The organism is Cohnella nanjingensis, from assembly GCF_014212125.1.
Taxonomy (GTDB): domain Bacteria; phylum Bacillota; class Bacilli; order Paenibacillales; family Paenibacillaceae; genus Cohnella; species Cohnella nanjingensis.
Genome location: NZ_JACJVP010000030.1, coordinates 26,273 through 52,772 on the forward strand (window position 1 = coordinate 26,273; position 26,500 = coordinate 52,772).

A 26,500-nucleotide genomic window follows, 5' to 3' on the forward strand; every position below is an offset into this window, starting at 1 on the left:
CCTCCTTCGTCTTGCTTGCCGCCTGCGGCGAAACGCCCGTCAGCCCGGGAAGTTCCCGAATTCCGCGCTCTGGATCGCCACGATCGCCGCGGCCAGCACCAGCAGGACGACGGCGGGCATCGTCGCCGCGGCCTTGTCGCGCACGCGCAGGTGAACGGCAACGCCGGCCAGCATCGTCAATCCGAGCAGCAATCCGCCCCAGGCCGCCCAACTAGGCACCCAGATCCCCACGACCAGAACCGCCGCGCCAACCAGCTCGACAAGCCCCGTCACGACGCGGAACCATTGCGGCAGTCCCCAATGGTTGAAATTATCCACGTGCATCTTCGCCCCGGCGATCTTCATGATCCCGGCCATGGCGAACATCAAGCCCAACAACCCTTCGAGTACGATCGCGACGACATCCATCCAGCCATTCCCCTTTTTCGTTCATTTTTACTGCACTTAATAAAGGCACAGTTAACTGCATAAAAAATTGCAGTCAAACGAATTCAACTGCAACTTTCTCAAGCACATTATATTTCATCCATTGCGCTTTGACAACAAGAATTTCCCGCGCCCTCGTCCGGCTTGGCGAACTCGTCTGCCTGAGACAAAATGTCGGCGATCGTATAGCCCCGGAGGTGATCGACCGTCCGCTGCTCGGCATCGGTCATGACGCGAGCCAGCACTTCATCCAACTGGCCGGCCGCGGCCGCGGCCGCGCCGCAGCCGCCGTCGTCCGCCTGCTCGCCGGCGCATTCCGCCCGGACGGCGTTATAGACATCGGCCAGCGTGATCCGATCGGGGGAACGGGCCAACGTGTAACCGCCGTCTCGTCCTTCTCTCGCTTCGACCAATCCAGACTGCGCCAGCGTCTGGAGAACGCGGCGAAGGAACGTCGCGTGCGAATTGACCTGGCTCGCGAGCGCGGCGCTGGACAGGACGCCTCCGCTCTGCGTCAGCCACGCCAACGCATGAACGGCGACGCCGAATCGCGGCGGTCCGATCTGCGCGATGCGGTTCGTCGTGCTCATGAGATTCGTCACCCTTTCTTCGGACACGGATGGCATCGCGATGCCGTTCCTTCCATTATAAGACTTCCGGCATAGGGGAACAACCGATAAAGGCTTAATCCCGGCCGCCCGCGCGGCTCACTCCGCCCCGAGGCGGACGCCATCCGGCAGCAGCGCTTCGACGCGCAGGCGCAGACTCTCGTCGCGATGCAGCTCCTCGCCGAGGAGGACGATCTCCCCGCGATCCTCCCGGGTGCGGATCAGCCGCCCCATCCCCTGCTTCAACCGCAAGAGCATGTAAGGCAGATCGACTTCCGCGTACGGATCCGTAGCAGCCTGGCGCTTCGCCGCGAAGACCGGGTCCTGCGGGGGAAAAGGAAGCGACCACACGATGACGTTGGACAGCGAAGGCCCCGGCACGTCCAGCCCCTCCCACAAACTGACCGCGCAGAGGATGCTCGTCTCGTCCTGCTGGAAGGCCCCGATCAGATCGCTGATCTCCCGGTCGCCTTCGAATAGGAACCGCAGCTCCGACAAGGCTTCAACCGAGGGGACGGCCTCCTTGAACCGGCGCAGATCGGACTTGTCGGCGAAGAGGACGAGCGCCCTGCCGCCGGAACGGGAGAGCGACCGGACGGCCGCTTCCAGCTTCTCGGAGAATCCCGCGCCGTTCGTTGCCTCCGGCAGGACGACATCCATACGTCCCTCGTATTCGTAAGGGGAATTCACGCTGAAGGACAAATATTTCTCGATGCCCAGACTTTCGGCGACGTAGCCGAACGAGCCGTCTACCGACAGCGTCGCCGAAGAGAAGACGATCGGCAGCTTCAGCCCGAACACCCGCTCCTTCAGCACTTCCTTCACCGCCCGCGGCATGATGACGAGCGTCAAGCCGTCCGCGCCGTCCTGCGCCCAGCAGATGACCCTGTCCGCGCCCCGGAACAGGTTCAGCGCCTTCTGCATCATCTCCAGATGCTCCTCGACGATCCGCAGATGGTACTCGTTCAGCGTATATAGCTCGCTCTCGAACACCAGCTCCTCCTCGATCTCGTCCACGACGCCTTGGAACAGCCGCACTTCCTGCAGGAGACGGTCGTTCAGGATGACTTCCTTCCGATCGGACCCGGGAACGGGTCTCGTCTGCTTCGCGAGCACGTCGAAGAGCAGCGCGCTCCGGTCGATCGCCTCTTCGATGCGGAACGCGAGCGATTCGCGGATCTCCCCCTGTAGGAGACGGGCGATCAGCTCTTCGAAGACCGAATGCTTCAGCCGGTAGGTCAGCGCCTTCTGCGCCGCGGACTCCAGCAGGTGGCCTTCGTCGAAGACGACCGAGCTGTGCTCGGGCAGCAGCGGCAGCTGCCCTTCCCGCTTGCGTCCTTCGTAGGTCCAGACGTGCTCCATATAAAAGTCGTGGGAGCAGACGATCAGATCCGCCGATTGCCGGTAGCGGTCGCGCGACAGCGTCTGCCCGCAGCGATGACGGCGGTCGCAGACGAAGCAGTCTTGGAACGCATCCCATCCGATCCGGCTCCACTGCTCGTCGTTCAGATGCGCGTATTGCTTGCGGTCGCCGTAAGCGTAGAAGGCCTGCATCGCCTCGCTCTTGTACACGAAGTCCGGCAGCTCTTCGTGCAGCGACTGGTAGACTTCCGCGTCCTCGCCGTTCAGGCGGGCGTTGTCCAGCTTCACGAGGCAGAGGTAGCGATCGGGCGACTTGCCCAATCTGGCGTCGATGGCCATGTGCAGATGACGGGCGATCTTGGCCAGATCGCCCTCGGGTTTGACCAGCTGCTCGATCAGCGATTCGTCCGCGCAGGCGATGACGGCGGGCTTGCCGACGTACCGCGCGTAGCACACCGCATAGAGCAGGTAGACCAGCGTCTTGCCGGTGCCGACGCCGGCCTCCGCGAAGATCGTCGCCTTCTCGGCGAACGCTCGTTCGAGCTGGTAGGCCATAAAGATCTGCTCGTCCCGGACTTCGAAGCCGGCTTCGGGCAGGATATCGTAGAACACGTCGGCCACCCATTCCCCGACCTGCTGGAGAAAGGGTTTGCCTTGTTCATATGCGAAAGGATATCGATTCAAGATAAGGGCCTCCATGCCATGCAGACTTTCTCGCGCGATTCGCGCCGTCGATCCATATCGAGACATTATCACACGATCTCTCGCGAATTGCAAAGGTTCGTTCCAAGTAAAAACGGCTTTGCCGTCTTTTCAGAAGAAGGCGATACGTTTTTATCGGAGGTCATACAGAATTGCGTAGGCGTGAAACTTATACATTCTGTAGGACAAAAAAGAAAAGCCCGCGGCGATGACGGGCTGGGCGAATCTGCGTATTCGCGAGGCGAATATTCGATTACGCGCGGGGTGCGGCGCGGACGGCGCCGGCTCGTTTCCTCCATTCCACGCGCGCGAAATTGCCGAGAATCAGGACAAGCACGGCCGCTTGGGGGATGATGACTTCCCAGCAGTTGAAGATGCCGAGCGAAGGCACTTCGGGCAAGTAGCCCGGCACGTGCGCCGGGAGCTTCCCGGCGACCTGGAGAGCGTGAATGCTCTTGCCCACGAACTTGAACGCCATGTAGTACAGCAGCAGACCGGCCAGCAGGAAGAAAGGCCGGACCGGGATGCGCGCGCTGAGCTTCAGGATGGCGAACGCGATCGCGGCCAGGACGACGACCGATCCGCCGATCCCGAGCAGCAGGTCCTGTATCCGGATCGTAGGCGCCATGCCGACGTAGAAGATGATCGTCTCCGCGCCTTCGCGCAAGACGGACAGGAAGGCGGTGAGCGCAAGCGACCAGACCGCGCCCTTCGCCAAGGAAGCGCCGATGGCGCGCTCGACGAACCGGTTCCAGTTCGCCAGATTGGACTTGCCGTGAAGCCATGCGCCGACCGTGATCATGAACACGACGGCGATGAGGCCCGTGATGCCCTCCAGCATCTCGCGCGAGCTGCCCGTCGACAGGTTGGACAGCAGAACGGTCAGCACGAAGGCGAACGCGGCGGAGGCTACGAAGCCCGCGCCGGCGCCGGACCAGATCCATTTGCGCTTGTCGGCGTGGCCGGCGCGGCTGAGCATCGCGAGCAGCGCCGCGATGATGAGGATCGCCTCGAGCCCTTCCCGGAACAAGATGACCGCCGCGTCCCAGGCGGAGTAGCCGGACGCGTTCGCGTAAGGCTCGAGCTGCCGCATCAGTTGGTCGGCCAGACCGCCCGCCTTGGCATAGTCCGGCGGATTCGACAGCAGCGCGCTGGAGAGCGAGATCATCGCCGTCTCGATCGCCGTATACGCTTGGGACGAACGCGTGCTGACCTCGCCCTCGACGTTCGGCCAGGCGGAGACGAAGAGATCCATCTTCGCAGCCGCATCGGCGGCGCGGGACGCCTTGATATCGTCTTCGGCCTTCCCCAGCAGCGCCATGAGATCCGCGATCGAAGCGATGCCGCTCTCCGGCTTCGCCTCGGCGCCCGCGTTCGCGCGTCCCGAGGCGTAATCGTCCAGCGTCTGGATCAGCTCCTGCAGCTTAGCCGCCGTACGCTCGGCGCTCGGCGGCTCCGTGTTGATCGCGATGCGGGCGCCGCTGATCTTGACCTCGATCTGCCCGTACAGGGCCGTATCGCGCTTGCGGATCGCGCTTTCGGCTTGCCCCCAGTCGGAGACGAAGCCGGCATACGCCTGCTTCGCGGCGGCGAAGTCCGATTCCTTCGCCGCGGCGAGACTCTTCTCCAAGTTCGGGAGCATCGCCCGAACTTGCTGGCGCACGTCCCCTTGACCGCCGGCTTCGTCGTCGGCCGATACGAACGCGTCGGCGGATTTGGCCAGCGCGGACACGGCCTTGTAGGCGGCGTCCGGATCGTCGGCCGCCTGCGCGAGCGCGCTCTCCGCCTTGGCGATGGCCGCGGTCAGCGCCGCTGCTTCGGCGGCGCCGCCGCGATCGGCCGCTCCCCATACCTTGTTCAACCCGGCGACCGCTTCCGTAACGGTCGTCCACTCGCGGTCGCCCGCGCCGATCAGGGCGTCGCTCGCGTAGTAGATCAGCTGCTTGTGCAGCTCCGCCGCCGCATCCGTCTTTCCGCCGTCGGAGGCATAGGCGGAACCCATCGGGAGGAGTCCGACGGCCAGCAGCATGAATATAAGTCCTAAGCGTCTCATCGTCAGCACCTCAGCCTACAGTAAAGTATCCCCGATATATCCGCCTTCCCTCACGCCGGGCAGCACCGCGTAGATGCCGCTCCCCACGTGCTGGATGTATTCGTTCAGCCGATCCGACGCGGCCAGCTTCTCTTGCATCGGAATGAACTGCTCTCTCGGGTCGCGGTTGAAGCAGATGAAGAGCAGGCCCGCGTCCAGTTGTCCCGTTCGCAGGTCGATGCCGTTCGAGTACGAATAGCCGCGGCGGTGGATCTTCACCTTGCCGCCCATGCTGGCGAGCGCCATGTGCGAGTCCGCGGGTATGATCGGTTTGCCGTTCTTGCCCGTTTTCGCATAGTCGGCTTTGTCGAATTCCCCGGCTTGCCCCAGGGGAGCGCCGGAGTCGCGGTGGCGGCCGAAGGTCGCCTCCTGCTCGCCGAGCGTGGTCCGGTCCCACACCTCGATCCGCATCCGGATGCGGCGGACGGCCATATAGCTGCCGCCGTCCATCCAAGGCGCGCCGTCCGCGCCCTTGGCCCAGACGATCTCGCCCGCCACGTCCGCGTCGCCAACGGCCGGATTGTTCGTCCCGTCCTTGAAGCCGAGCAGGTTGCGCGGCGTCGCGCCCTTCGGGTCGGCGAGGCCGGAGCGCTGGTAGCCCTGCTGCATCCAGCGGAGCACGGCCTTCCCGCGGGCGATCCGGGCGAGATTGCGGATGGCATGGAAGGCGACTTGCGGATCGTTCGCGCACACTTGAACGATGACGTCGCCGTGAGACCATTCGGGCACCAGCTCGTCGCGCTTGAACGCCGGAATGTCGGCGAGCGCCTTCGGGCGTTTGCCCGCGAGCCCGAAGCGGTCGTCGAAGAACGACGCGCCGAGCCCGAACGTCAGCGTCGTGCGGACCGGCAGCAAGCCGATCGTCTCGCCCGTGTCCGCCGGCGGCACGAGGGCGTTCCCGCTCTCATCCGCGACGCCTTCGCCGGCCGCGATGCGCGCGGAAGCATCCGTCCATTGCTTGAACAGCTTGCGGACCGTCTCCAGGCTGGTCGTCGTGAAATCAAACGCACCCATGCAGACGTAATCCTGCATGGGTGTTACTATGCCGCCTTGATGCGCGCCATAGAACGGGATGGTTCCAGCTGCGGGCGCAGGCTTGGCGGATGCCGGCTTCGGTTCGTCGAGCAGACTCAGCCCCTTGAGGCCTGTCGCGCCGAGCAGCAGGCCGATCCCGCCGACGGCGCCCATCTTGAGCACGTCGCGTCGGGAGACCCGCTTGGGCTCCCGCCCTTCGTTCTGCGGTTGTTCGATCTCGCGGTCCATGTTAAACCTCCACGACCGTTCCGACTTGGGAGAGCGGCTCCGCCAAGGCGTCGATCGCTTGGCTCAACTTCTTGACCTCATCTTCCTTCAGCGTCGTGTAGAGGACGTAGCCGCCGTCTTTGCGGTACGGTTCCAGCGTCTTGTCGAGATCGGCGAAGCGTGCTTCGATCTCGGCCGCCAGCTCGGCGTTTTTCTCCTTGACCGTCGATTGGAGGACGTTGTAGATCTCCTTCGCGCCGTCCACGTTGGCCGCGAAGTCGTACAGATCGGTATGGGAATAGCGCTCTTCCTCGCCGGTGACTTTGCTGGACGACACTTCGTTCAGCAGTTCCACGGCGCCCGTCACGAGCATCGGCGTATCGATCTCGACGCTCTCCATCTTGACGCGCAGCTGCTTCACGTCTTGCAGCAGCTGGTCTGCGACCGAAGTTTGGCCGTCGAGCTTGTTGTCGACCCACAGCGCCTTCTCGAGCTTGTGGTAGCCGCGCCATTCGGCGTCCGGCACGTCGCCTTCGCGGGCGTCGATCCATGGATCGAAATCGCCGAGCGATTCGGCGATCGGCTCGATGCGTTCGTAGAACATCCGGGACGGCGCGTACAGGGACTTGGCTTTGTCGATGTCCCCGTCGCGGATCGCCTGAACGAAGGCGTCCGTCGACTTGACGAATTGGTCGGTCTGGTCGATGACGTATTGCCGGTAGGCGTCCACGGCCGCTTGGAATGCTGCGGCGCCCGGACTGGCGGATGCGGAAGCGGTTGCGCTTGCTGAAGGCGAGGCGGAGGACTTCGCTTCTTTATTGGATTCGCCGCAAGCCGATACGAGCAGGACGGCTGCGAGCGAGGTGGCGATCAGGGCGGTACGGGACGATTTCAGCACAAGGTGCAACTCCTTCAACGGTAAATGAGAGCTTTTCTCAACAAACAGATGATAACCGTTATCAATTGACCGCGTCAATGCTTTTTTATGACGTTCGCAGAAATGTGGAAAATAGCTCTACACAGGAAGCGCTGAATCGGAGGGGGCGGATGCTCTCGCCGCTTAGATTTCGTAAAGCGGCCGGACTCGCACCGGCTAGCTGTGCCTGGCTTGACTAGGCGCGAACGAACGGCATAAAACCTACCGGCAGCAGCCAGCAGGCTAAAAAGTTGTAAACCTACCACTTTTGCGTCTCCACCTTCATCCAAACCAGAAAAAGTTGCAAACGTACCACTTTTTTTGACTCCAACGTCATCCAAACCAGAAAAAGTTGTAAACGTACCACTTATTCGGCTAGTTTTCGCTGATTCAGTGATTTTCCCCCAAATAAGTTGTACGTTTGCAAGTAATATCCTTCTTATAGCTAAAATAGGCAAAAAAAGTTGTACTTTTGCAACTTATTGCTTTCCCGATGCTAGTACGGCCGATGCGATGCCGCCTCCACAAGAAAAACGGCTTCGCCGCCTTCCCAAGCTGCGACACGTTTTTATCGGCGGTCATACAGAAATGCACAGGTGAGTGACTTTTATCTGCTGGATGACCAATAAACAAAAAAACCGCCCTCAATTCAGCAGCCGGGCGGCCTCCTATTGGCACCTCACATGGGAAGGTGGCATCACAGTCGAAGGTAGTATTTCAGATGAATCTGGCCTATCAGATGCATCTGGCATCATAGGTGCATCTAGCATTATTGGAAAGGTAGCATTACAGGCGAATCTAGCCTCACAGGTAGACGCGTTCCACCCGAGCGGAGAGCGCGGTCGAGATCTCCTGCGGCACGCTCTCGAGACGGGCGGCGAGCTCCGCGCAGGTGATCCGCTCCTCCCCCTCTTCGCCGATCAGCGTCACGGGCGTGCCGGCGGGGTACGCGCGCGGCAGCCGAACCATCAGCTGGTCCATCCCGATCTTGCCGACGATCGGCGCCCGCTCTCCGCCGACCAGCAGCTCCGAGCCGCGCAGCCCTTGGGACCAGCCGTCCGCGTAACCGATCGGTACCGTGCCGATCCATTCGGACTCCTCCGCCCGGTAGGCGTTGTCGTAGCCGATGTACGCGCCCTTCTCCACCTGCTTCGTCTGCAGCAGCCGGCTGGACAGACGGAGCGCGGGCGTAAGCTCCACGCCGGGTTGCCAGCGCCGGTCGCAGAACCCGTACATCGCCGCACCGATGCGCACCATGTCCATCGCGAGCGCCGGGAAACGCAGCGCAGCCGCGCTGTTCGCGCAGTGGCATCTCCGCGGAACGATGCCCGAATCCGCGATCCAGCCGAGCATCTCGCGAAACCGGAGGCGCTGCGCCTCTAGGTAGGCCGTATCGGCTTGGCCGGCCGTCGCGAAGTGCGTGTAGGCGCCCTCGACGACGACGTCCCGCTTCGCCAGCCAAGGGACCAGCGCCTCCCATTCCTCGCGCCCGCGGATGCCGAGCCGCCCGAGACCGGTGTCCAGCTTCACGTGAACCTTGATCTTCGGCAGCGTGTACGGATTCTTGTAGACGCGCGCCTCCGCCATCCATTCGGCCGAAGCGACGGTTAGCATCAGGTCCTGCTCGACCGCAAGCGGCAGCTCGCGGGGTTGAATCGGCGTCAACACGAGGATCGGATGCCGGATGCCTCCGCGCCGCAGCCGGAGCGCTTCGCTGAGATAGGCGACCGCCAGACTGTCCGCGCCGCCTTGGATCGCCGCCTCGGCGACCGCCAAGTCTCCGTGTCCGTAGCCGTCCGCCTTCACGACGGCCATGAATTCGGCACCCGTCGGGAGAGCGCCCCGAATCGCCCGGACGTTGTGCCGGATCGCGGCCAGGTCGATCTCCGCCCGCGTATCCCGGTGCAGGTCCGAACGCATGGCCAGCGCCGCTCTCATGGCTGAACCTGGCCTTCGGACAAGGCCGTAACGACGTCTTCCAGCTTCATCTCGCGGGACGCTTTCACGAGCAGGAACGCATCCGGCCGCAGGACATCCCGGATCCGTCCGATCATCGCCTGCTTGTCGATGTCGTGAAAGACGCGGCTCGGCTTCATTCGCTTGCCCGCCTCCTCCGCGAGGTACGCGGACAACGGACCGTACGCGAAGAGATAGTCGGCGTGCGCCGCCGCGCAAGCTCCGATCTCCCGGTGAAGATCGATCGCTTGGTCGCCTAGATCCTGCATGTCGCCGAGTACGGCGATCCTCGTCTTGTCGCCGGCTACGGCGCTTAACGCGGCGAGCGACGCCTTCGCGCTGGCGGGGTTCGACTTGTACGTGTCGTTGAGGATCTGGACCGATCCGATGCGCACGATCTCGTTGCGCATCCCGGTGAGCTCTACCTTATGGAATCCGGCTTTGATCTGCGCCAGATCCATCATCCCGACGCGGACCGCCGCGGCGACCGCCGCCATCGCGTTCTCCAGCTGGTGGCGGCCGACGGCCGGAATCGTCAACGTCGTCAGCTCGTCCCCGTCGTCCAGGGCGAAGGTCGTCCCGCTGGCGTACAGCGCGAATGACAACGGATAATAGTCGTTTCGCCGCGACATGCCGAACGACACCTTCTCGTAAGGACCTTCTTTGCCTTCCAGCGCCCCGGACAGCAGAGGATCGTCTCCGTTGTAGATCAGCAAGCCGCCCTGTCGTAGACCCTGCGCGATCTCCAGCTTCGCCTGCAGGATATTCGCCTTGCTCCCCAGGTCGCCCAGATGCGCGTCGCCGACGTTCGTGACGATCGCCGCGTCCGGCATCGCGATCGAAGACAGCAACCCGATCTCGCCCAATCCCGACATGCCCATCTCCACGACGGCCATCTCCGTCTCTTCCGCCAGCGACAGCAGCGTGAGCGGAACGCCCAGATGGTTGTTCAGATTGCCGGAGGTCTTCTGCGTCGCGTAGCGTTCGCTCAGCACGCCCGCCAGCATATCCTTGGTGGAGGTCTTGCCGTTGCTGCCGGTGACGGCGATGATCTTCGCCCGCAGTTGCGCCCGGTAAGACATGGCCAGCAGTTGGATGGCGGAGAGCGTATCCTCCACCAGGAGCACGGGCACGCGATCCGTCGGCGGATGCGGGGTCTCGCGATTCCACAGGACGGCGGCCGCCCCCTGCGCGATCGCTTGGTCCGCGAAGGCATGGCCGTCGAAGCGGTCCCCGACGATCGGCACGTAGAGCTGGCCCGGCTGCAGCGTGCGCGTGTCGATAGATACGCCTCGAATGACCGTATCCGCCTCGCGCGTCGAGACCGGCTCCTGCACCTTCAGCATGGTCGCAATCTGACTTAACGTTCTGCGAATCATTGGCCGTCCCCCCTGGTGTACCGAATCGTCTGCTTATCCGCATGCCGCGTGAACGCGTAGTCGATCAGCTTCTCGATCAGCTCCGAGTAGCGCGTGCCGTCCGTCCGCTCCCACATGATCGGATACATGCTGAAGGCCGTGAAGCCCGGCAGCGTATTGATCTCGTTCAAGTAGAGTCGGCCTGTCCGGTCGAGGAAGAAGTCGACGCGGGCGAGCCCCGCGCAATCGAGCGCTTGATAGGCCCGGATCGCCTGTTCGCGGATCTCGTTCGCCGTCGCTTCCGGGAGCTCCGCCGGGATCGACATCGCGAGGCGCCCGGCCAAATATTTCTCGTTGTAATCGAAAAATGCCTGATCGTGTATGAATTCGCCGGGCACGGAAGCCAACGCCCGGTCGTTGCCCCGGACCGCGACCTGAATCTCCCGGCCCGCGATCTCTTCCTCTACGACGATCTTGCGGTCGTAGCTGAAAGCCTCCTCGACGGCGGAGAGCAGCTGGACGCGGTCCTCGCAGCGGTTGATCCCGATGCTGGAGCCGAGCGAGGCCGGCTTCACGTAGCAAGGATAGCCGATCGACGCTTCGATCTCCCGGATCGAAGCTTCCCCTTCCTCCTGCCAGTCGGCGTATCGGAACGCCAGGTACGCGGCTTGCGCGATGCCCGCATGGGACAGCACCGCTTTGGCGGCCGCCTTGTCCAGCGCGACGGCGGAGGACAGCACGCCATTGCCGACATAGGGGATGTCCAACAGCTCCAGGAGCCCCTGTACCGTGCCGTCCTCGCCGTTCGAGCCGTGCAGCAGCGGCAGCGCCACCTGCCTTCCGCCGCCGCCGAACAGCTTGGCCGCGACCGCGCCGAGCGACCGCGCGGGATTCGCCAGATCGGGATCCGCAGGGATCGTCAGATCGTTCGGATCCGTCACCCGCTCGACCAGCCGCCCGCGGTGGCACCAGACGCCTTCCCGCGTGATGTAGACCGGATAGACGTCGAATTTGTCGCGATCGATCGATTGCAGGACGGTCAGCGCCGTTTTGAGCGAGATCTCGTGCTCGACGGACTTGCCGCCGTATAGGACAAACAATTTCGTTTTCATGGTAAGAAAAAAGGCCTCCTCGTACGTTCGGCTATCTGTCCCCAGATTAACCTTCAGTACTAAAGAGGCCTGTAAGAAATGTTTAATTAAAGCTTAAGAAAAGATAAACGATTCCATAAACCGGAAAATCGCCGTCGCCGGGCGGATGGCGCAAGATGCACCGAATCTCGCAAGACCGAATCTCGCAAGACGTACCGAATGACGTCGATCGAGCCGCCGCTTAAGCGAAGAGCGAATGCCCTACCGTCAAGTCGGCTGACGGACGTGCCCGTCGCTCAAGTTCTGCACGTTGAACAGCCTGGCGTACGCGCCGTCCCGGCGCATCAACGCTTCGTGCGTGCCCTGCTCGACGATCCGCCCGTTCTCGATCATCACGATCTGGTCGGCGTGCGTAATCGTAGAGAGCCTGTGGGCGACGATGAGCGTCGTCCGGTCCTTGGCCAGCTTCTCGAGCGACTCCTGGATCAGATGCTCGGACTCCAGATCCAGCGCCGATGTGGCTTCGTCCAGGATCAAGATGCGCGGGTTCTTGAGGAAGACCCGGGCGATCGCGATACGCTGCTTCTGTCCGCCCGACAGCTTGACGCCCCGTTCGCCGATCTCCGTGTCGTAGCCGTTCGGCAAGCCCAGGATGAAGTCGTGCGCGTTCGCCGCCTGCGCCGCCCGGACGACCTCCTCTTCCGCCGCGCGCGGCTTGCCGAACAAGATGTTGTCGCGAACGCTGCCGCTGAACAGAATGTTGTCCTGCAGCACCATGCCGATCTGGCTGCGCAGGCTGTGGAGCGTGAGCGACCGGATATCGCGGTCGTCCAGCAGGATCGCGCCTTCCTGGATGTCGTAGAACCGCGGGATGAGGCTGATGAGCGACGACTTGCCGCCGCCGCTCATGCCGACGAAGGCGACCGTCTGGCCCGGCAGGATGCGCAAGCTCAGATCGTCCAGTACCCAGCGCGCGGAAGTATCGTAACGGAAATGCACCCGCTCGAACGCGATCTTCCCCTGCACGTCGGATTCGATCGTCTTCGCGTTCGGAGCGTCCACGATATCGTACGGTTCATGCATCAGCTCGACGACGCGCTCCAGCGAAGCGCTGGCCTGCGTCAGCTCGGTCGAGGAGTTGACGATGCGGCGCAGCGGGGTGAACAGCCGGTCCAGGTAGGCGAAGAACGCCATGAACGCGCCCAGCGTCAGATGTCCTTGAATGACCTGATACCCGCCGTATAGCAGGACGAGCAGCGGGGACAGATCCGTCAGCGTATTGATGATGGCGTTAGTGAGCGCGTTCCACCGCGTCAAAGCGAGCGCCCGCTGCAGGAAGTTCCGGTTCCGCCGGTCGAAGTTCTCCATCTCCGTCCGCTCCAGCGTGAAGCTCTTGATGACGGGCATGCCGTTGACGCGTTCGAAGACGAATCCCTGCATCTCCGCGAGCGCTTGCGACCTGGACTTGGCGAAGGCCTTCAACCGCTTGTACATCCGTTTGACCGACCAGGCGTAGAACGGCAGCACGGCGATCGCGACCAAGGTCAGATCCGCATCCATGTAGAACATGAAGCCCATGGCGATCGTCAGCGTGAACAAGTCGAGCCAGACGTTCATCATGCCCGTCTCCACGATGCTCTTGGTCGCTTCGGCGTCGTTGATCATGCGGGAGATGATCTCGCCCGTCTTGTGGTTCTGATAGTAGCGCAAGCTTAGCTTCTGAATATGCGCGTAGAGCTTGTTCCGCATGTCGTAGAGGATGCGGCTCGTCGTCAGCTGCGCGAAGTACTGGCGGTAGTACTCGACCGGCGCGCGCACGATGATGAACAGGGCGAACGCGCCCAGCATGACGTAGACGAGCCGCTCCGTCTTCACCGCCGTCGGGAGCTGTCCGAGCAGCAGGTCGTCGACCACGTACTTCATCAGCACCGGCATCGTGAGGGGAATCCCGAACTTGACCATGCCGATGACGACGGTGACGAGCACGAGCTTCCAATACGGCTTGACGAAGGTTAGGAAAACGCGAAAGCTGGACATTGCATGACTCCTTCGTGAAGATGGCGTAACCCGCTATTTCTAAGGTACGCGGGTTGCGGAGCAAAATCAAACCGGCTGTGGCCGGGAGAGCAAGCAAACAGCAAGCAAACAGCAAAAAAACCGCGTTGGCCGCGGCTGCTGTTTTTCTGTTTCGTGCAATAAAAAGGACACGACGACGCCCGCCGGCCCATGCAAGCTATTGCCGTCCGCCCTTTTCGCTTTTCTTTTCGGCGATGTACAGATCGAGCGCCTGGATGCCGCGGCGGGCCAATTGAATGAAGAGGATCAAGCAATAGACGCCGACCCCGAATAGTACGATGTAGATCAGAATGAACAGGATCGGAAGTGAAAAAAGGAAGCCGCCGCTTGCCCCAGTACCCTCCAAAAGAATTCCTCCGATTTCAAAATGGGATTAAAGGTACATTTTACCACGAAAAGCGGTACCGCTGGTAGACAACTTGTTCTCTTCCCGCCCGAAATGTTCGCTATTCGAGCAGCATTCGCAACCGAACCATATCCCGCACCTGCATGCCGTCTTCGTAGAGCGGCTCGTCGTAGTGCCGCACGAAAAAATCGGGGTCGACGCCGACGATGCGGAAGCCGCATTGCTGGTAGAGCTTGAGCTGCAGGAAGCCGGAGTTGCCCGTTCCGATCTCGACGGTCGCCGCTCCGCGCCGTTTGGCCTCTCCGATCGCCGCGTAGACGAGCGCCTTGCCGATGCCCCGGCCTTGATGCGCTTCCATGACCGCCACATTGACGATCTCGATCGTGCGCGGATGCGTAGGGATCAGGACGAATTCGCCCACCACGTCGGAACCGAGCGTAGCGACATGGCACCAGCCCCGCGTCAGGTAATCGTCGACCATCGTCCGGGAAGGATCCGCGAGGAGCAGCAGGTCGTAAGGATAGTCCTCTCCCGGCGCCAACGGCCGGATCGTCAGTTCCAATGTCATAGACAACTCCTCTTGTCGTTAATCAACGGAATGAATCGTATTAGAGATGCTTCTTCATGAACAAGGCCGTCTCGTCAAGCCCGTCGTACAGCGTCAGATCGAGACCGTCCAACGCGAAGCCGCAGGCGCGATAGAAGGCCATTGCGGGTCCGTTCGTGTTCTGGGTCTCCGCCGCGAGCGCACGGAAACCGCGGCCGCGAGCCAGCACGCCCATCTCCTCGAGGAGCCCTCTCCCGATCCCGCGTTGCCGGTGGGGAAGCGCGACGTGCAGATCCATCAGATGCAGCGTCCGGTTCCACATCTGCGGTTCGGCGATCAGGAAGCCGAGCAGCCGATCCTCTTCAAATGCGCCGATACTGTACCCCAACGCGATCCGCCAATCCGTCTCCTCGTCGTATTCGTACACTTTTCGATACGGCGTCTCCAATCGTTCCCGCTGCAGCCGGAAGACGATCGCATCCGCTTCCTCTTCCCTGCTTATCCGGTATCGCTCGAGTGAGGCGTAGCCATACTCCCCCAGCGTCTCCCGTTCGGCCAAGGACAGCCGGCGAAGCGTCGTATATCGGATCATGCTTCAGTGCCCCTTTCTTTCTCGCAGAGGTTCGCGCTCCGCCTCTCCCACTGTTTGTTGCGGTCGAATCGGCAGCCTTGACCGGCGTATGCCGTGCGGAAGTGAACTCGCGATTCCGCCAATGCGCGCTCCCCCTCTCTTCTCTCATCTTCCTATTCTACTTCAGGCACATTTTACCACAAGGTAGGAAGCGTGAGCACGTGCCCTCTTTACCGTTACGCCATATCCGCCGATCCGGCTCGCCGCACCGTGCCGTACGAGATCTTCATCGTCGGAGCGTACGCTTGGCTGCTCTCCCGTCCCCGCTCGCCGAACGCGGCGACGAACCGCGCTTCCGCCTCGTATTGCCGCTCCGCCTCTTCTCGGGTTAACCCGCGCGCGACGAGGCTATCGACGAAGACGGCCTTGTCCGCCAGCGTCCGGTCGAAGCCTTCCGCCCGCAGCGCTTGATAGAGATCGTCATCCCGCTCGCGCGGATTGACGAAGTTGACTCTGTCGCTCACCCTGCAGCCGACCCCGGTCAATCCCAGCTCGCTCATGTACGCCGGCACTTTCTCGCCGATATTGCCGTCTCGCCCCGTTCGCCGGCCGTCCAGCTCGAACAGCTTCTGGAGAATGCCGAGCCGGACGACGTCCGACGTCTCGACGCCCTCCATCCATTGATTGGCCATGTTCGAGATCCAATGCGGCTCGAAGCAGATCACCATGCCGCCGGGCTTCACGCTCCCGATCATGGCGCGCAGCATCTCCTTGGGATCGTCCATATGAAGCAGGACGGCATGACACAAAGCGATATCGTAGTCCGGTTCCGCGTTCAGCTTCCGGATGTCCGCGCAGATGAACGCCGTCCGATAAGGCAGCTTAGCGAAGAGCTCCCTCGCTTCCGCGATCAGCTTCTCTCCTTTGTCCACGCCCGTATAGGAAGAGCCTTCCGGGAGCATCCCGAGCAGCTTCAGGCCCAGATAGCCGTAGCCGCAGCCGTAATCGATCAGCTTCACGGGCCGGTCGATCCGCCAGACGCGTTCGACGAGAAATTGCAGATAATCGTCGTTATAGTAAAGCTTCCGGGTCCGTCTCAAATAGTCGATCCGTTCGTCCCATACCCACTCCGTCATCTGTCGGCCTCTCCCTTTGCTCTTCTTCCCTCCGTCTACCGCGATTCCGCTTCGGCCCGTTCCGCGATCCGCTTCTTCACGTTCTCGGCATGGCGCTCCCGCAGCCCGCGCTTGAACGCGTAGCCATTGCGCGCCATGTACGCCTCGAACGCCGCCTCATCCGGCGATTCGGCCAGCCGATCCACGAGGTCCAGATACCGTTCGGACTCTCCAAGACGCAGGCGAAGCTCTCCCGCCTCGCCCGTCGGGGATCCGTGGCCCGGCAGCAGGAGCAGGCCCTCGCGCGCTTCGATCACCTGCTTGAACCGCTCCAGCGTGGCGCGGTAGTTCGCGAACGAATCGAACACAAAAGGGAACTCGACGTCGGACAAATAGTCGCCGACGATGAGCAGGCCGAGCGGCTCGACGAGACACATCAGACCGTCCGGATTGTGTCCGTGCGCCCGGTAGAACTGCAGCGAGGTTCCGCCGACGGCGATCGCTTCTCCTTCTTTCCGAACGATATAGTCCGCCTTTGGATAGGCATGCGCATAAGGACGCGAAATATAGAATCGATCGTCGTGGCGCTCCACTTCGTCCACGGCGGCGCGCGGATCGGTCGTCTCCGCGAACGCCTGGCCGGCCACGGTCACCTCCTCCCGGAAGGCGCCGTAGCCGGCGATATGATCGTAGTCCGAATGCGTATAGAACACGAACACCGGCTTGTCTTCCTTCACTTCGTCCACGTACGCGCGGACCTCCCGGACCTCCGAAGGCAAATAGCCCGGATCTACGACGAGCACGAGATCTCGCGTATGGATGACGATCGCGTTCATCATGTAGAACTCGCTCTGGAATACGGCGACCGAATCGGTCTTGTAGATGCGCATGATGCCACGTCCTTTCTTGCGTTTGGGAGACGCAGGCGGCGCGAGCCGCCTTTCCCGATACGTTTGCTGTATGCCGAGCCGTCAACCGAACCAATGCGCGATATAGATCATCAACAACAGTCCGACGATGAACGAAAACGTGGCTTGCCGCTCGAACCCGTGTCCGTGCGTCTCCGGCACGAGCTCCTTGTAGACGATGAATAGCATGGCGCCCGCCGCGAAGGCCAGCCCCATCCCGATGAACGATTGCAGGTAGCTGGCCGTGAAGTAGCCGATAACGGCCGACACGACCTCCATCAGTCCGGTCAAGGTCACGATGCCGAGCGACCGGAGCTTACCGACATTGGACCGCAGGAGGAACACCGCGAGCACGAGTCCTTCCGGCATGTTCTGCGCGCCGATCGCCACGGCGACCATCGTGCCGAGCCCCTCGCTGTCGCTGGCGTAGCTGAAGCCGGTGCTCAACCCTTCCGGAATATTGTGAATGAACAGCGCGATGATGACTAGCAGCGACTTGCTGTCGAAGGATGGGATCCGCCGGTTGTTCTCGACATCGATGTGGGGGATGTTCCGCTCGATCAAGTCGAGCGAGACGACGCCGATCGCCAGCCCGATCGTGAGCATGAGAATGCCGGATTCCTCGATCGCCTGCGGGATGAGCCCGTACAGCGAAGCCGAGACCATGATGCCGGCCGTGAAAGCGATCAAGATGTCCTTCATCTTCTCGGTCAATCGCTTAATGAACAGCACGGGCACGGCGCCGAGCACGGTCGCCATCGCGGATACGAAGCTGCCGATCATCGCGGATTCCAAGGGGGGCGAGACCTCCTAGACGCTCATCCGAGGATGAACTTAATTATGGCGCATCGCGCCGCAAAAGAAAATGAGGGAAATAAGCGCGGTTTCGAGCCGGGGCTGCTTATTCGTTCGTTCGAGGGGGCGAATCCGTAAAAACCCCGCTCGCGCGTTAGCGGGCGGGGCAGTCGTTATTCGGGTTTGGGATCCACGAGCCTCAGATGCAGGCCGGGTTCCTCGGCGGCGATCTCGACCTTCCGGATGCGGTTGCGATCCTTCTCCCGGACCGTGAAGACCAGGTCTTCATAGGTCCACGATGCGCCCCTCGGCAGATCCGGCTGCTGGCTGTACAACCAGCCTCCGATCGTGTTCACGTCCTCGCTCGGGAGCGATACGCCGAACAGCTCGTTCACGTCGTCGATGAGCGATTTGCCGTCGATCAGATAGCGCTTCTCGCCGATCCGCTCGATCGGCTTAAGCTCGTCGCCGTCGAATTCGTCGCGGATCTCGCCGACGATCTCCTCGAGGATGTCCTCGATCGTCACGAGTCCCGCCGTGCCTCCGTATTCGTCAAGCAGCAGCGCGATATGCACGCGTTCCCGCTGCATGCGAAGCAGCAGATCTTTGACCGGCATTACTTCCGGCACCGAGAGGACCGGCTGAAGCAGCGACTGGAAGTCGAAGTTCGGATTGTTGTCGTAGCTTAGGAAAAATTGCTTGGTGTTCACGAAGCCGATAATATCGTCTTTGCTTTCCCTTGCAACCATGAAACGCGTATATTGTTCCTTCTTGATGACCGCCATATTCTCGGCGAGCGACCGCCCGGCGTACAGACAGACCATATCGGTCCGGGGGATCATGATCTCGCGGGCGAGCAGTTCGTCGAACTGGAAGATCCGGTTCACGTAGCCGTACTCCGTCCGGTTGATCTTGCCGCTCTCGTAGCTCTCGGACAGGATGATGCGGATCTCCTCTTCCGAGTGCGCCTCTTCGTGCTCGCTGGCCGGCTTCATGCCGAACAGGCGAATCAGTTGATTGGCCGAGCCGTTCAAGGCCCAGATGAACGGATACATCACCTTGTGGAATCCGATGATGATCGGGGCGACGAGCAGCGAGATCTGCTCGGCCTTCTGAATGGCCAGCGTCTTCGGGGCCAGCTCGCCAAGCACGACGTGAAGATACGTGATCAAGGCGAAGGCGATCAAGAAGGAAAGAAAATGTCCGACGCTCTCGGAGATGCCGAGACCGTGGAACAACGGATTGAGGATTTTCTCCACCGTCGGTTCGCCCAGCCAGCCTAGTCCGAGCGCGGTGATCGTAATCCCGAGCTGGCAGGCGGACAGGTAACCGTCCAGGTTCGTCGTCACGCGCTGCACGGCGACGGCATTCCTGCGCTTCTCCAGCACCATCTGATCGACCCGGCTGGACCGGATGCGGATGATGGCGAATTCGGTGGCGACGAAGAAGGCGGTCAGCAGAATCAGCAAGGCGACCAATAGAAGATTGAAGGCAATCATGCGCGCCACACCTTCCTTTCCCATGCCTGACAAGGCGCTAGCGGGATGAAGGTCGGCCGGCGGCGGACTAGCTCATGTCTTGCGGTCGGTTCGGGTTCTGGGTCCACTTTACGAATTGTCCCTCCTGAGAATGATGGTATGAAGATAAAGTGCCTTCTCTTACATACGCGCGATGGGCGTTTTCGTTTCAGTGATTAGGATATACCCAGAAAAAGCCGCATTCAATCTCTACGACAAGCGGAAATCGGTCGCGCACGAACCGAGCGAGCCATACGGACGCGCGACGCCTTCCCGTCCTGCTGCGCGGATGGTCCGAAGCGGGCGCTATTCCGTCATTGACAGTGAGCATGGGCGGTGCTACGATCAGTTTACCTTTAATCCATACATATTCAGTCGGATTTAAAGCATTTATCGCGCAAAGGAGAATGCAATCATGTCAACTACGATCCCCGCAACCCGCAAATGGCTGTTCGCCGGCCTGCTGTCCGTCTCCCTCGTCGTATCCGCCCAGCCCGCTTGGGCTGCCGGGCCGACGGCCGCCGTCTCCTCGCAGCACCTCGTAACGGCTTCCGAGTACGAGACGTTCCTGAAAGAGAAGCTGAAGATCGCGCTGCCCGCAGTCGTCCAAAAAGGGGACTTCCTCGCCGCGTTGGCCGACGCGCTAGGCGCGAAGCCAAGCGGCGATCCCGTCGCCTTCAAGGATCTGCCTTCGACCAGCTCATACTACGAGGACGCGCAGGCGCTCTACCAGCTCGGCATCCTGACCTCCGATACCGTCCGGGCTTCCGACCGCCTCTCCGCGATCAACGCGGTGCAAATCGCTTTGAAGGCGGCCGGCCTGAAGGAATTGGCCTACACGTACCCGGCCTCCAAGGTCAAGCAATCCCTCGCGAAGCTGAAGCTGAGCACGGACGCCTTCGGGACCCGCGCGGCCCAAGAGCTCGCGGCCGCCGTCGATACCGGCCTGCTGCCCCCGGCCTACTACGCCGAAGTGAAGCCGAATGCCTCAGCCTCGCAAGGGCTGTCCGCCGTCCTGATCGGGCAGACGCTCGCCGTGAAGGGTTTGTACAAGCACTATATCGGCTACGCCAGCGACGCGGATATCTACGCCAAGCTGACCGACGCCTACCGGCAGTCGGACATCATCCAAGCCCCCGAGCTGCGGAAGATCGTCGACGCCGCCCTCGAGCAATCGCTCGTGACCGGCTACAACCTTAAGGACGCCCGTTACGACGCCAACTTCGTGGATTCGCTCTCGCTCGTCTACGGCCACTCCGACTTGACGCACGCGCTTCAGCTCATCGGCCTCCTCCGCAGCGAAGGCATCGACGCCAAAGTGCAGTTCGAGCCGAAGACGTCGGCGTTCGTCTATCTGAAGGAGTGGGGCGACCCCGGCGTCTCCGATCTCTATGAGGTCCGTCAGATCGCGAACGGCAACTACATCGAATACGCCAAGGAATACGACATCGCCTTCGAGTTCGCCAGCCAAACGGACAAGGCCCGCTTCGACAAGATCGTGCTTGCTTACGCCAAGAAGAACGAAGAGGCGCAGTCCGGCCTGATCGCGGGCTCCTGGTGGCAGCCGCTGTACTACTCCTTCACCGAACTGTCCGGATACAAAGCCATCGCGAACAACAAGATCGACGGCGGCCGCTATTACGCGCAGTCGTTCTCCTTGAAGGAGAAGTCTGCGGAAGTCGTCGCCGGTTTCCGGAAGCTCGATCCCCAAGCCGTCGTGACCCACTACGACTTCTGGGCGGACGTCCCCTTCTACAATTACTTGAACGGCGAATCCAAATAACCGGGCGCGGCAAGTCTAGCCGCTCTCGCACAGAAGGCTGCCCGCCCGTCCTTACGGACGAGAGGCAGCCTTCTTGTCATGCATGTCATACAAGTCGTCGCGCATAATGGTGAGAGGAAGTCTGCACGAGACCGTCACGAAAATGAGGTGTGCGATGACCAAGACCGTCAAGACCACAGTTGCGGGACTGTTGATCCTCGCGGCGATCGCCCTCGGCGCGCTGTATATCTCGCAAGGCAGCGCCGAGGCGTCTCCCGTCACCCGCTTCGAGCGGGACGGCATCCGGGTCGAGATCCGGTCGCCCGACCGCCCGATAGCCGCGCTGCGGGAGAGCCGCTTCACGATCACGCTGCAGGACGCGAACGGGCAGCCGATCCGCCGCGCGGATCTCAAGATGGTGATGTTCATGCCGAAGATGTACTGCGGCGACTTCGTCGCCAAGATCGACGAAGTCGCGCCGGGCGTATATGACGCGGTGGGCGTGCTGCCCATGCGGGGGAATTGGAAGGCGGAGCTGAAGATGAAGATCGGCGCGCAGGCGGCGACGGTGGCGCATTACTTCAAGACGGTATGATCCGCCCCGTCTCCTCCGTTCTCCTCCGGTCTTCCGTGCTATCCCGCTACCAGATCCAAGGATGAATCGGCGGCACGATGCCGTTGGCGCTGAGCCCCTTCATGATCGACAGCGTCCCCATGAGGAGGGCCAGCGCCACCCCGGCCGTTCGAAGCCTGCGGCGCCATGCCTTGCGGATCTTGGAGGCGAACAAGCCCGTCAAGACGAGCGCGGGCAGCGTGCAGAGGCCGAAGACCAGCATCATCAGGAACCCGCTTAGGCTCGAGCCGGAGGCGGCCGCGTTGATCTGCATCGCATAAGTCAAGCCGCAGGGCAGGAAGCCCAGCAGAATGCCCGTGACGAAGACGGTCGCGAGCTCGTGCCGGCTGCGCATCGCGGCGAGCCGGTCCGCGACGAACCGGATTCGCAGCGGGCTGTAGCGATGCGTGGGGAGCGTGAACTTGTTCAGCGTCCAGAGCAGTATCAGCAGACCGCCCAGCAGGCTGGCGATGCCTTGCAGCCCGACGAGCGACCCGGCGTAGTTCAGGAACGAACCCGCGCCGCCCATGAAGGCGCCGATCAGCGAATACGTGATGACGCGGCCGGCATTGTAGGCGAGCACCGGCTTCATCGGCGACGATTGGGCGTTCATGGCGAAGGAGGTGACGATGCCGCCGCACATGATGATGCAGTGCGGCGCGCCGGCCAAGCCGGACAGCGCGGCGAGCAGGAGCGTATCAGGCGTGATGGCCATGGGGCTCCCTCCGGCCGGGGCGCAACCTGTGAAGCCGCAGCGCGTTCAAGACGACGAAGACCGAGCTGAGCGCCATCATGAGGCAGGCCGTCCGCGGATCGAGCCACCCGGCCGCGGCGAAGGGGATGGCCAGCGCGTTGTAGCAGAGCGAGAAGGCGAGATTCTGCCGGATGTTCCGCATCGTCCTGCGGCTGATATCGATCGCGTCCGCGACGCGCGTCAGCTCTCCCCGGACCAGGACGATATGGCCGGCCTCCATCGCCGCTTCCGTGCCGGAGTCCATGGCGATACCGACGTCGGCCGCCGCCAGGGCGGCCGCGTCGTTGATGCCGTCCCCGATCATGGCGACGCGGTGTCCTTGGTGCTGCAGCTGCCGGACGAGTCCGAGTTTGTCCTCGGGCAACATCTGCGCGTAGACGTGCTCGATCGCCGCTTCCCGCGCGATCTTGTCCGCGGCTGCCTGGCCGTCACCGGTCACCATCAGCACCTCGGCATAACGCTTCAACTGCCGGACGGACTGGGTGGACGCGGGCCGCAGCCGGTCCGTCAGCACGAACGTCCCCGCCCATCTTCCGCCTACCGCCAGATAGAGCACGGACTCCCCTTCCCCCGCCGGCGCGCGCAGCTCGCTGTCCGGCAGCCGCGTCCCCATCGCCCGGTGCCAGCCGCCGCTGCCGAGGCGGACCTCCTTGCCCTCGACCGTGCCCGTGATCCCTTTGCCGGCCTCCTCGCGCACCGCCTCGGCCGCGGGAACGAGGAGCCGCTTGCGGACCGCCGCTTCGCGGATCGCGAGCGCGAGCGGATGCTTCGAGTGCGCCTCGAGCGCCGCGGCCGCGCGCAAGGCGACCGCTTCGGGCACGCCCTGCCCGCCCGGCGCGCGGACGGCCAGGAGCGTGGGCTTGCCTTCCGTCAGCGTCCCCGTCTTGTCGAGCAGGATCCGGTCCACCTGGGGCAGCCCTTCCATAACGCTTCCTTCCTTGAACAGGATGCCGCTGCGGGCCGACAAGCTGGTCGCGACCAGAATCGAGATCGGCGCCGCCAAGCCGAGCGCGCACGGGCAGGAGACCAAGAGAACGGCGAGCGCATTGTGCAAGGCGGCCGCCTCCCCGGCGCCGGCGGGAGCGAACCATTGCCAGCCCGCGAAGGTAGCCGCCGCGCAGACGATCATGAGCGGGACGAAGATCGCCGCCACTTGGTCGACCTTGCGCTGAATGACCGGCTTGGTGTTCTGCGCCTGCTCGATGAGGCGGATCATCCGCGAGAGACGCGTATCCTGCGGGACGGCAGCCGTCTTCACGCGGATCGTGCCCGACAGGTTGCGCGAGCCGCTGTATACGCGATCGCCGACCGCCTTGGCGATCAGCCGGCTCTCGCCGGTCAAGAACGACTCGTCGACCTCGCCGCGTCCCGCCACGATCAGGCCGTCCGTCGCGATCCATTCGTCCGCGCGCACGACCGCAATGTCTCCGACGCGCAGCTCGGCGACGGGGATCCAGTCCTCCTGCCGCCGGCGGACCACACGGATCAATTGCGCTTGCATCCGCTGAAGACTCCCGATGCCCCGCAGCGCCTGGCCTTTGGCGATCGCTTCGAGCAGCTTGCCAAGCAGCACCGCCGTCAAGATCATCGCGCTCGTATCGAAGTAGAGATGTTGATGCACACCCGCGTGCGCGCCCGAGCGGAAGACCAGGTAATGGCTGTAGAGATAAGAGATGGATGTGCTCAAGGCGACCAGCACGTCCATATTGGCCGATCTGGCGCGGACGGCGTGATACGCTCCGAGATAGAATGGATAGGCGACGTACAGCTGCATCGCGGTCGCGACGCCAAGCTGAAACCAGCCTTGGAGGAATAGCGGAGGCACCCATAGGCCGCCCGTCCAGGCCATATGCCCGAGCATCGCCCACAGCAGCGGGAAGGAGAGCAGCGCGGAGAGCAGAAAGCGGTTCAGATAGGAACGGATCTCCCGCCGGTTCGACGCGCGGGCGTCGTCGCGGTCGCCCTTGGCGTCATAGCCGATCTGCCGGATACGATCGATCATCCGGGCGGGATCCGTCAGTCGCGGGTCGTACGAGATCGAGGCGTGGCCGAGCGGCAGATTCACGTCGATCCGCTGCACCCCGTCCATCCGCCCGACGGTGCGCTCGATGCGGGCCGAGCAAGCCGAACAGGTCATTCCGACGATCTGGAGATCTACCGATCTCATCTCGCTCCCCCCTCTTGTCCGAACGTCGATTCGGTTCAAATATATGCGGGGGAACGCACAACATGTTAGCCGGAAAGGGCTAGCCGCTCATTTCCGTTCGGCGGCCGGCCGATCGGCTTCCTCGTTCTCATAGAGCTCGATGTGTACGAGAACGTTCGAGATGCGATGCGCTTCAAGCAGCCGCTGCTCGACGGTCTCCGTGATCGCATGGCTGTCGCTCACCGATAAGGCGGGATCGACGCAGATCGTTACGTCGACGAATACGCTTTTGCCATGCGTCCGGGCTTTCAGGTCGATCGTCCGACCGACGCCGGGCGTCTCCCGGATCGTCTGCCGGATGCGCTGCAGCCGGTCGGCGTCGAAGCCGTCCGTCAGCGCATGCGTCGCTTCCGCGAAGATGTCCCAAGCCGTTTTGACGATCAGCACGGAGACGCCCAGCGCGGCGGCGGGGTCCAGCCGCGGAAGGCCGAATTGCGAGCCCAGGATGCCGGCGAACGCGCCCAGACCGACGAGCGCGTCCGAACGGTTGTCCTGCGCGGCGGCGCGAACGGCGCCGCTGTCGATCCGCTTCGCCAATCTCGCGTTGGCGACTGCCTGCATTCTATGAAGCGTTCAACAATGTTGTCCAGGCTCAACTTGTTCGTCTTCGAGCCAATCGGCGATCGCGGTCCTGCCGAAGTGCCGCGCCCAGCCGAGCGGCGTCGATCCGTAGACGGGGTCGACGGCCGTTCGGTCCGCGCCTCGGCGGACGAGGAGCTTCACCAGCCGGAGATCGTCTGCAGCATCCTCCGATGCTCCCTGCGAATCGGCGCGCACGCCGGTCCCGCACGCCGCCCAATGCAGCGGCGTCGCCCGCAGCCGGTCGAAGCCCGGCGGCATCGCGTTCACCGGCGCGCCGCGATCGAGCAGCTCGGCCGCCGCTTCGGCGCTGCCGCCGATGACCGCATAGACGAGCGCCTGAGCCAACCGCTCTTCCCGCGAGCCGTCTCCCGCTTCCGTCGCGCTGACCGGCGGCCTGTGCGGGCCCGCAGAGGGCAGCAGGCTGCCGTCCTCCGCGAAGTAAGACGGCAGCAGCTCGGACCTCCCCAGTCCGGCAGCCAGCTCCAGATCCAGCAACGCCCCCTTGCGCACGAGCAGCTCCTTCACCCGGTGACAACCGTACCAGATCGCCTGCGCGAGCGGACGCCGATCGTCGTTCAATCCGTTGACGCTCGCGCCGGCATCGATCAGCCAGTCCGCAAGCGCCGCATCGTCATTGCTGCATGCCCACTGAAGACCCGTCTCCCCGGCCGCGGCGTCGATCGCTCTCGCGTTCACGTCGGCTCCCGCGTCGACGAGCGCCTGCCCGGTCTCCAAGGCGTTCGGCAGATGTCCCGGCCAGTCGCACAGGTGGTGCAGCAGCGTGCGGCCTCGCCGCGATCGCGCCTTCGCGAGCGCCGGATACGCGCATAGCCACCGCTTGAGTTGATCCGACTCGCCCGTTTTTACCATTCGGACCGCCTGAGGATAGACCTCTGCCAGCATCGCGTCCTGCGGGACGTCGTCCCATTCCTCTCTCATTGTCCGCCCCCCTTTT

The 26,500-nt window shown here is 62.7% G+C and carries 23 protein-coding genes; 2 read left to right on the top strand and 21 right to left on the bottom strand.

The window, feature by feature from the left end; translation table 11 throughout:
* Window positions 1–39 precede the first annotated feature (39 nt).
* The 17 genes from H7C19_RS18520 to H7C19_RS18600 form a co-directional block, all read right to left on the bottom strand.
* Window positions 40–408 carry a DoxX family protein gene (locus tag H7C19_RS18520; protein ID WP_185670538.1) on the bottom strand — a complete coding sequence of 123 codons (369 nt, stop codon included), beginning with the start codon at window positions 406–408 and terminating at the stop codon, window positions 40–42.
* A gap of 107 nt (window positions 409–515) precedes the next feature.
* Window positions 516–1,043 carry an RrF2 family transcriptional regulator gene (locus H7C19_RS18525; protein ID WP_313731791.1) on the bottom strand — a complete coding sequence of 176 codons (528 nt, stop codon included), beginning with the start codon at window positions 1,041–1,043 and terminating at the stop codon, window positions 516–518.
* A gap of 90 nt (window positions 1,044–1,133) precedes the next feature.
* Window positions 1,134–3,080: an ATP-dependent DNA helicase gene (locus tag H7C19_RS18530; protein ID WP_185670540.1), complete on the bottom strand. Its 1,947-nt coding sequence runs from the start codon at window positions 3,078–3,080 to the stop codon at window positions 1,134–1,136.
* A gap of 271 nt (window positions 3,081–3,351) precedes the next feature.
* Window positions 3,352–5,151, bottom strand: a complete 1,800-nt coding sequence (locus H7C19_RS18535) for an FTR1 family iron permease (RefSeq protein ID WP_185670541.1) — start codon at window positions 5,149–5,151, stop codon at window positions 3,352–3,354.
* A 15-nt stretch (window positions 5,152–5,166) separates the two neighbouring features.
* Entirely contained in the window at window positions 5,167–6,453 is a 1,287-nt protein-coding gene (gene efeB, locus H7C19_RS18540; protein ID WP_185670542.1) for an iron uptake transporter deferrochelatase/peroxidase subunit, read from the bottom strand.
* Between the two features lies 1 nt (window position 6,454).
* Window positions 6,455–7,330 (bottom strand): iron uptake system protein EfeO, encoded by an 876-nt coding sequence (gene efeO, locus H7C19_RS18545; RefSeq protein ID WP_376775381.1) that lies wholly within the window; start codon window positions 7,328–7,330, stop codon window positions 6,455–6,457.
* A gap of 822 nt (window positions 7,331–8,152) precedes the next feature.
* Complete coding sequence (gene alr / locus H7C19_RS18550) at window positions 8,153–9,286, bottom strand: alanine racemase (protein WP_246469597.1); 1,134 nt, start codon at window positions 9,284–9,286, stop codon at window positions 8,153–8,155.
* Window positions 9,283–10,683 carry a UDP-N-acetylmuramoyl-tripeptide--D-alanyl-D-alanine ligase gene (locus H7C19_RS18555; RefSeq protein WP_185670543.1) on the bottom strand — a complete coding sequence of 467 codons (1,401 nt, stop codon included), beginning with the start codon at window positions 10,681–10,683 and terminating at the stop codon, window positions 9,283–9,285. Before H7C19_RS18555 ends, alr begins: the two co-directional genes overlap by 4 nt.
* Window positions 10,680–11,774 (bottom strand): D-alanine--D-alanine ligase, encoded by a 1,095-nt coding sequence (locus H7C19_RS18560; protein WP_185670544.1) that lies wholly within the window; start codon window positions 11,772–11,774, stop codon window positions 10,680–10,682. Before H7C19_RS18560 ends, H7C19_RS18555 begins: the two co-directional genes overlap by 4 nt.
* Window positions 11,775–12,020: 246 nt before the next feature.
* Window positions 12,021–13,790, bottom strand: a complete 1,770-nt coding sequence (locus H7C19_RS18565) for an ABC transporter ATP-binding protein (RefSeq protein ID WP_185670545.1) — start codon at window positions 13,788–13,790, stop codon at window positions 12,021–12,023.
* A gap of 196 nt (window positions 13,791–13,986) precedes the next feature.
* Window positions 13,987–14,175 carry a hypothetical protein gene (locus tag H7C19_RS18570; protein WP_185670546.1) on the bottom strand — a complete coding sequence of 63 codons (189 nt, stop codon included), beginning with the start codon at window positions 14,173–14,175 and terminating at the stop codon, window positions 13,987–13,989.
* A 100-nt stretch (window positions 14,176–14,275) separates the two neighbouring features.
* On the bottom strand, window positions 14,276–14,743 hold the full coding sequence (locus H7C19_RS18575) for a GNAT family N-acetyltransferase (protein WP_185670547.1): 468 nt from the start codon (window positions 14,741–14,743) through the stop codon (window positions 14,276–14,278).
* A gap of 40 nt (window positions 14,744–14,783) precedes the next feature.
* Window positions 14,784–15,314 (bottom strand): GNAT family N-acetyltransferase, encoded by a 531-nt coding sequence (locus H7C19_RS18580; protein ID WP_185670548.1) that lies wholly within the window; start codon window positions 15,312–15,314, stop codon window positions 14,784–14,786.
* Window positions 15,315–15,529: 215 nt separating this feature from the next.
* Window positions 15,530–16,429 (bottom strand): class I SAM-dependent methyltransferase, encoded by a 900-nt coding sequence (locus H7C19_RS18585; RefSeq protein WP_185670549.1) that lies wholly within the window; start codon window positions 16,427–16,429, stop codon window positions 15,530–15,532.
* Between the two features lie 35 nt (window positions 16,430–16,464).
* On the bottom strand, window positions 16,465–17,298 hold the full coding sequence (locus H7C19_RS18590; protein WP_185670550.1) for an MBL fold metallo-hydrolase: 834 nt from the start codon (window positions 17,296–17,298) through the stop codon (window positions 16,465–16,467).
* Between the two features lie 81 nt (window positions 17,299–17,379).
* Complete coding sequence (locus H7C19_RS18595) at window positions 17,380–18,111, bottom strand: ZIP family metal transporter (protein ID WP_185670551.1); 732 nt, start codon at window positions 18,109–18,111, stop codon at window positions 17,380–17,382.
* Window positions 18,112–18,284: 173 nt separating this feature from the next.
* Window positions 18,285–19,634, bottom strand: coding sequence for a hemolysin family protein (locus H7C19_RS18600; protein ID WP_185670552.1), 1,350 nt, complete (start codon window positions 19,632–19,634; stop codon window positions 18,285–18,287).
* A gap of 409 nt (window positions 19,635–20,043) precedes the next feature.
* On the opposite strand from H7C19_RS18600, the gene H7C19_RS18605 reads away from it, so the two are divergent.
* Both H7C19_RS18605 and H7C19_RS18610 read left to right on the top strand, forming a co-directional pair.
* Window positions 20,044–21,411 carry a hypothetical protein gene (locus tag H7C19_RS18605; protein ID WP_185670553.1) on the top strand — a complete coding sequence of 456 codons (1,368 nt, stop codon included), beginning with the start codon at window positions 20,044–20,046 and terminating at the stop codon, window positions 21,409–21,411.
* Window positions 21,412–21,565: 154 nt separating this feature from the next.
* Entirely contained in the window at window positions 21,566–21,985 is a 420-nt protein-coding gene (locus H7C19_RS18610; RefSeq protein ID WP_185670554.1) for a FixH family protein, read from the top strand.
* 46 nt (window positions 21,986–22,031) lie between these two features.
* Here the strand turns inward: H7C19_RS18610 and H7C19_RS18615 are convergent, their stop codons facing one another.
* The 4 genes from H7C19_RS18615 to H7C19_RS18630 all read right to left on the bottom strand — a co-directional run bounded on the left by H7C19_RS18615 (window position 22,032) and on the right by H7C19_RS18630 (window position 26,484).
* A complete protein-coding gene (locus H7C19_RS18615; protein ID WP_185670555.1) occupies window positions 22,032–22,718 on the bottom strand; it encodes a sulfite exporter TauE/SafE family protein in 687 nt (228 codons plus the stop codon).
* Window positions 22,702–24,924, bottom strand: coding sequence for a heavy metal translocating P-type ATPase (locus tag H7C19_RS18620; RefSeq protein ID WP_185670556.1), 2,223 nt, complete (start codon window positions 24,922–24,924; stop codon window positions 22,702–22,704). The genes H7C19_RS18615 and H7C19_RS18620 overlap by 17 nt, the downstream gene beginning before the upstream one ends.
* Window positions 24,925–25,011: 87 nt before the next feature.
* A complete protein-coding gene (locus H7C19_RS18625; RefSeq protein ID WP_185670557.1) occupies window positions 25,012–25,524 on the bottom strand; it encodes a cation diffusion facilitator family transporter in 513 nt (170 codons plus the stop codon).
* 12 nt (window positions 25,525–25,536) lie between these two features.
* Window positions 25,537–26,484 carry an ankyrin repeat domain-containing protein gene (locus tag H7C19_RS18630; RefSeq protein ID WP_185670558.1) on the bottom strand — a complete coding sequence of 316 codons (948 nt, stop codon included), beginning with the start codon at window positions 26,482–26,484 and terminating at the stop codon, window positions 25,537–25,539.
* Between the last annotated feature and the right edge of the window lie 16 nt (window positions 26,485–26,500).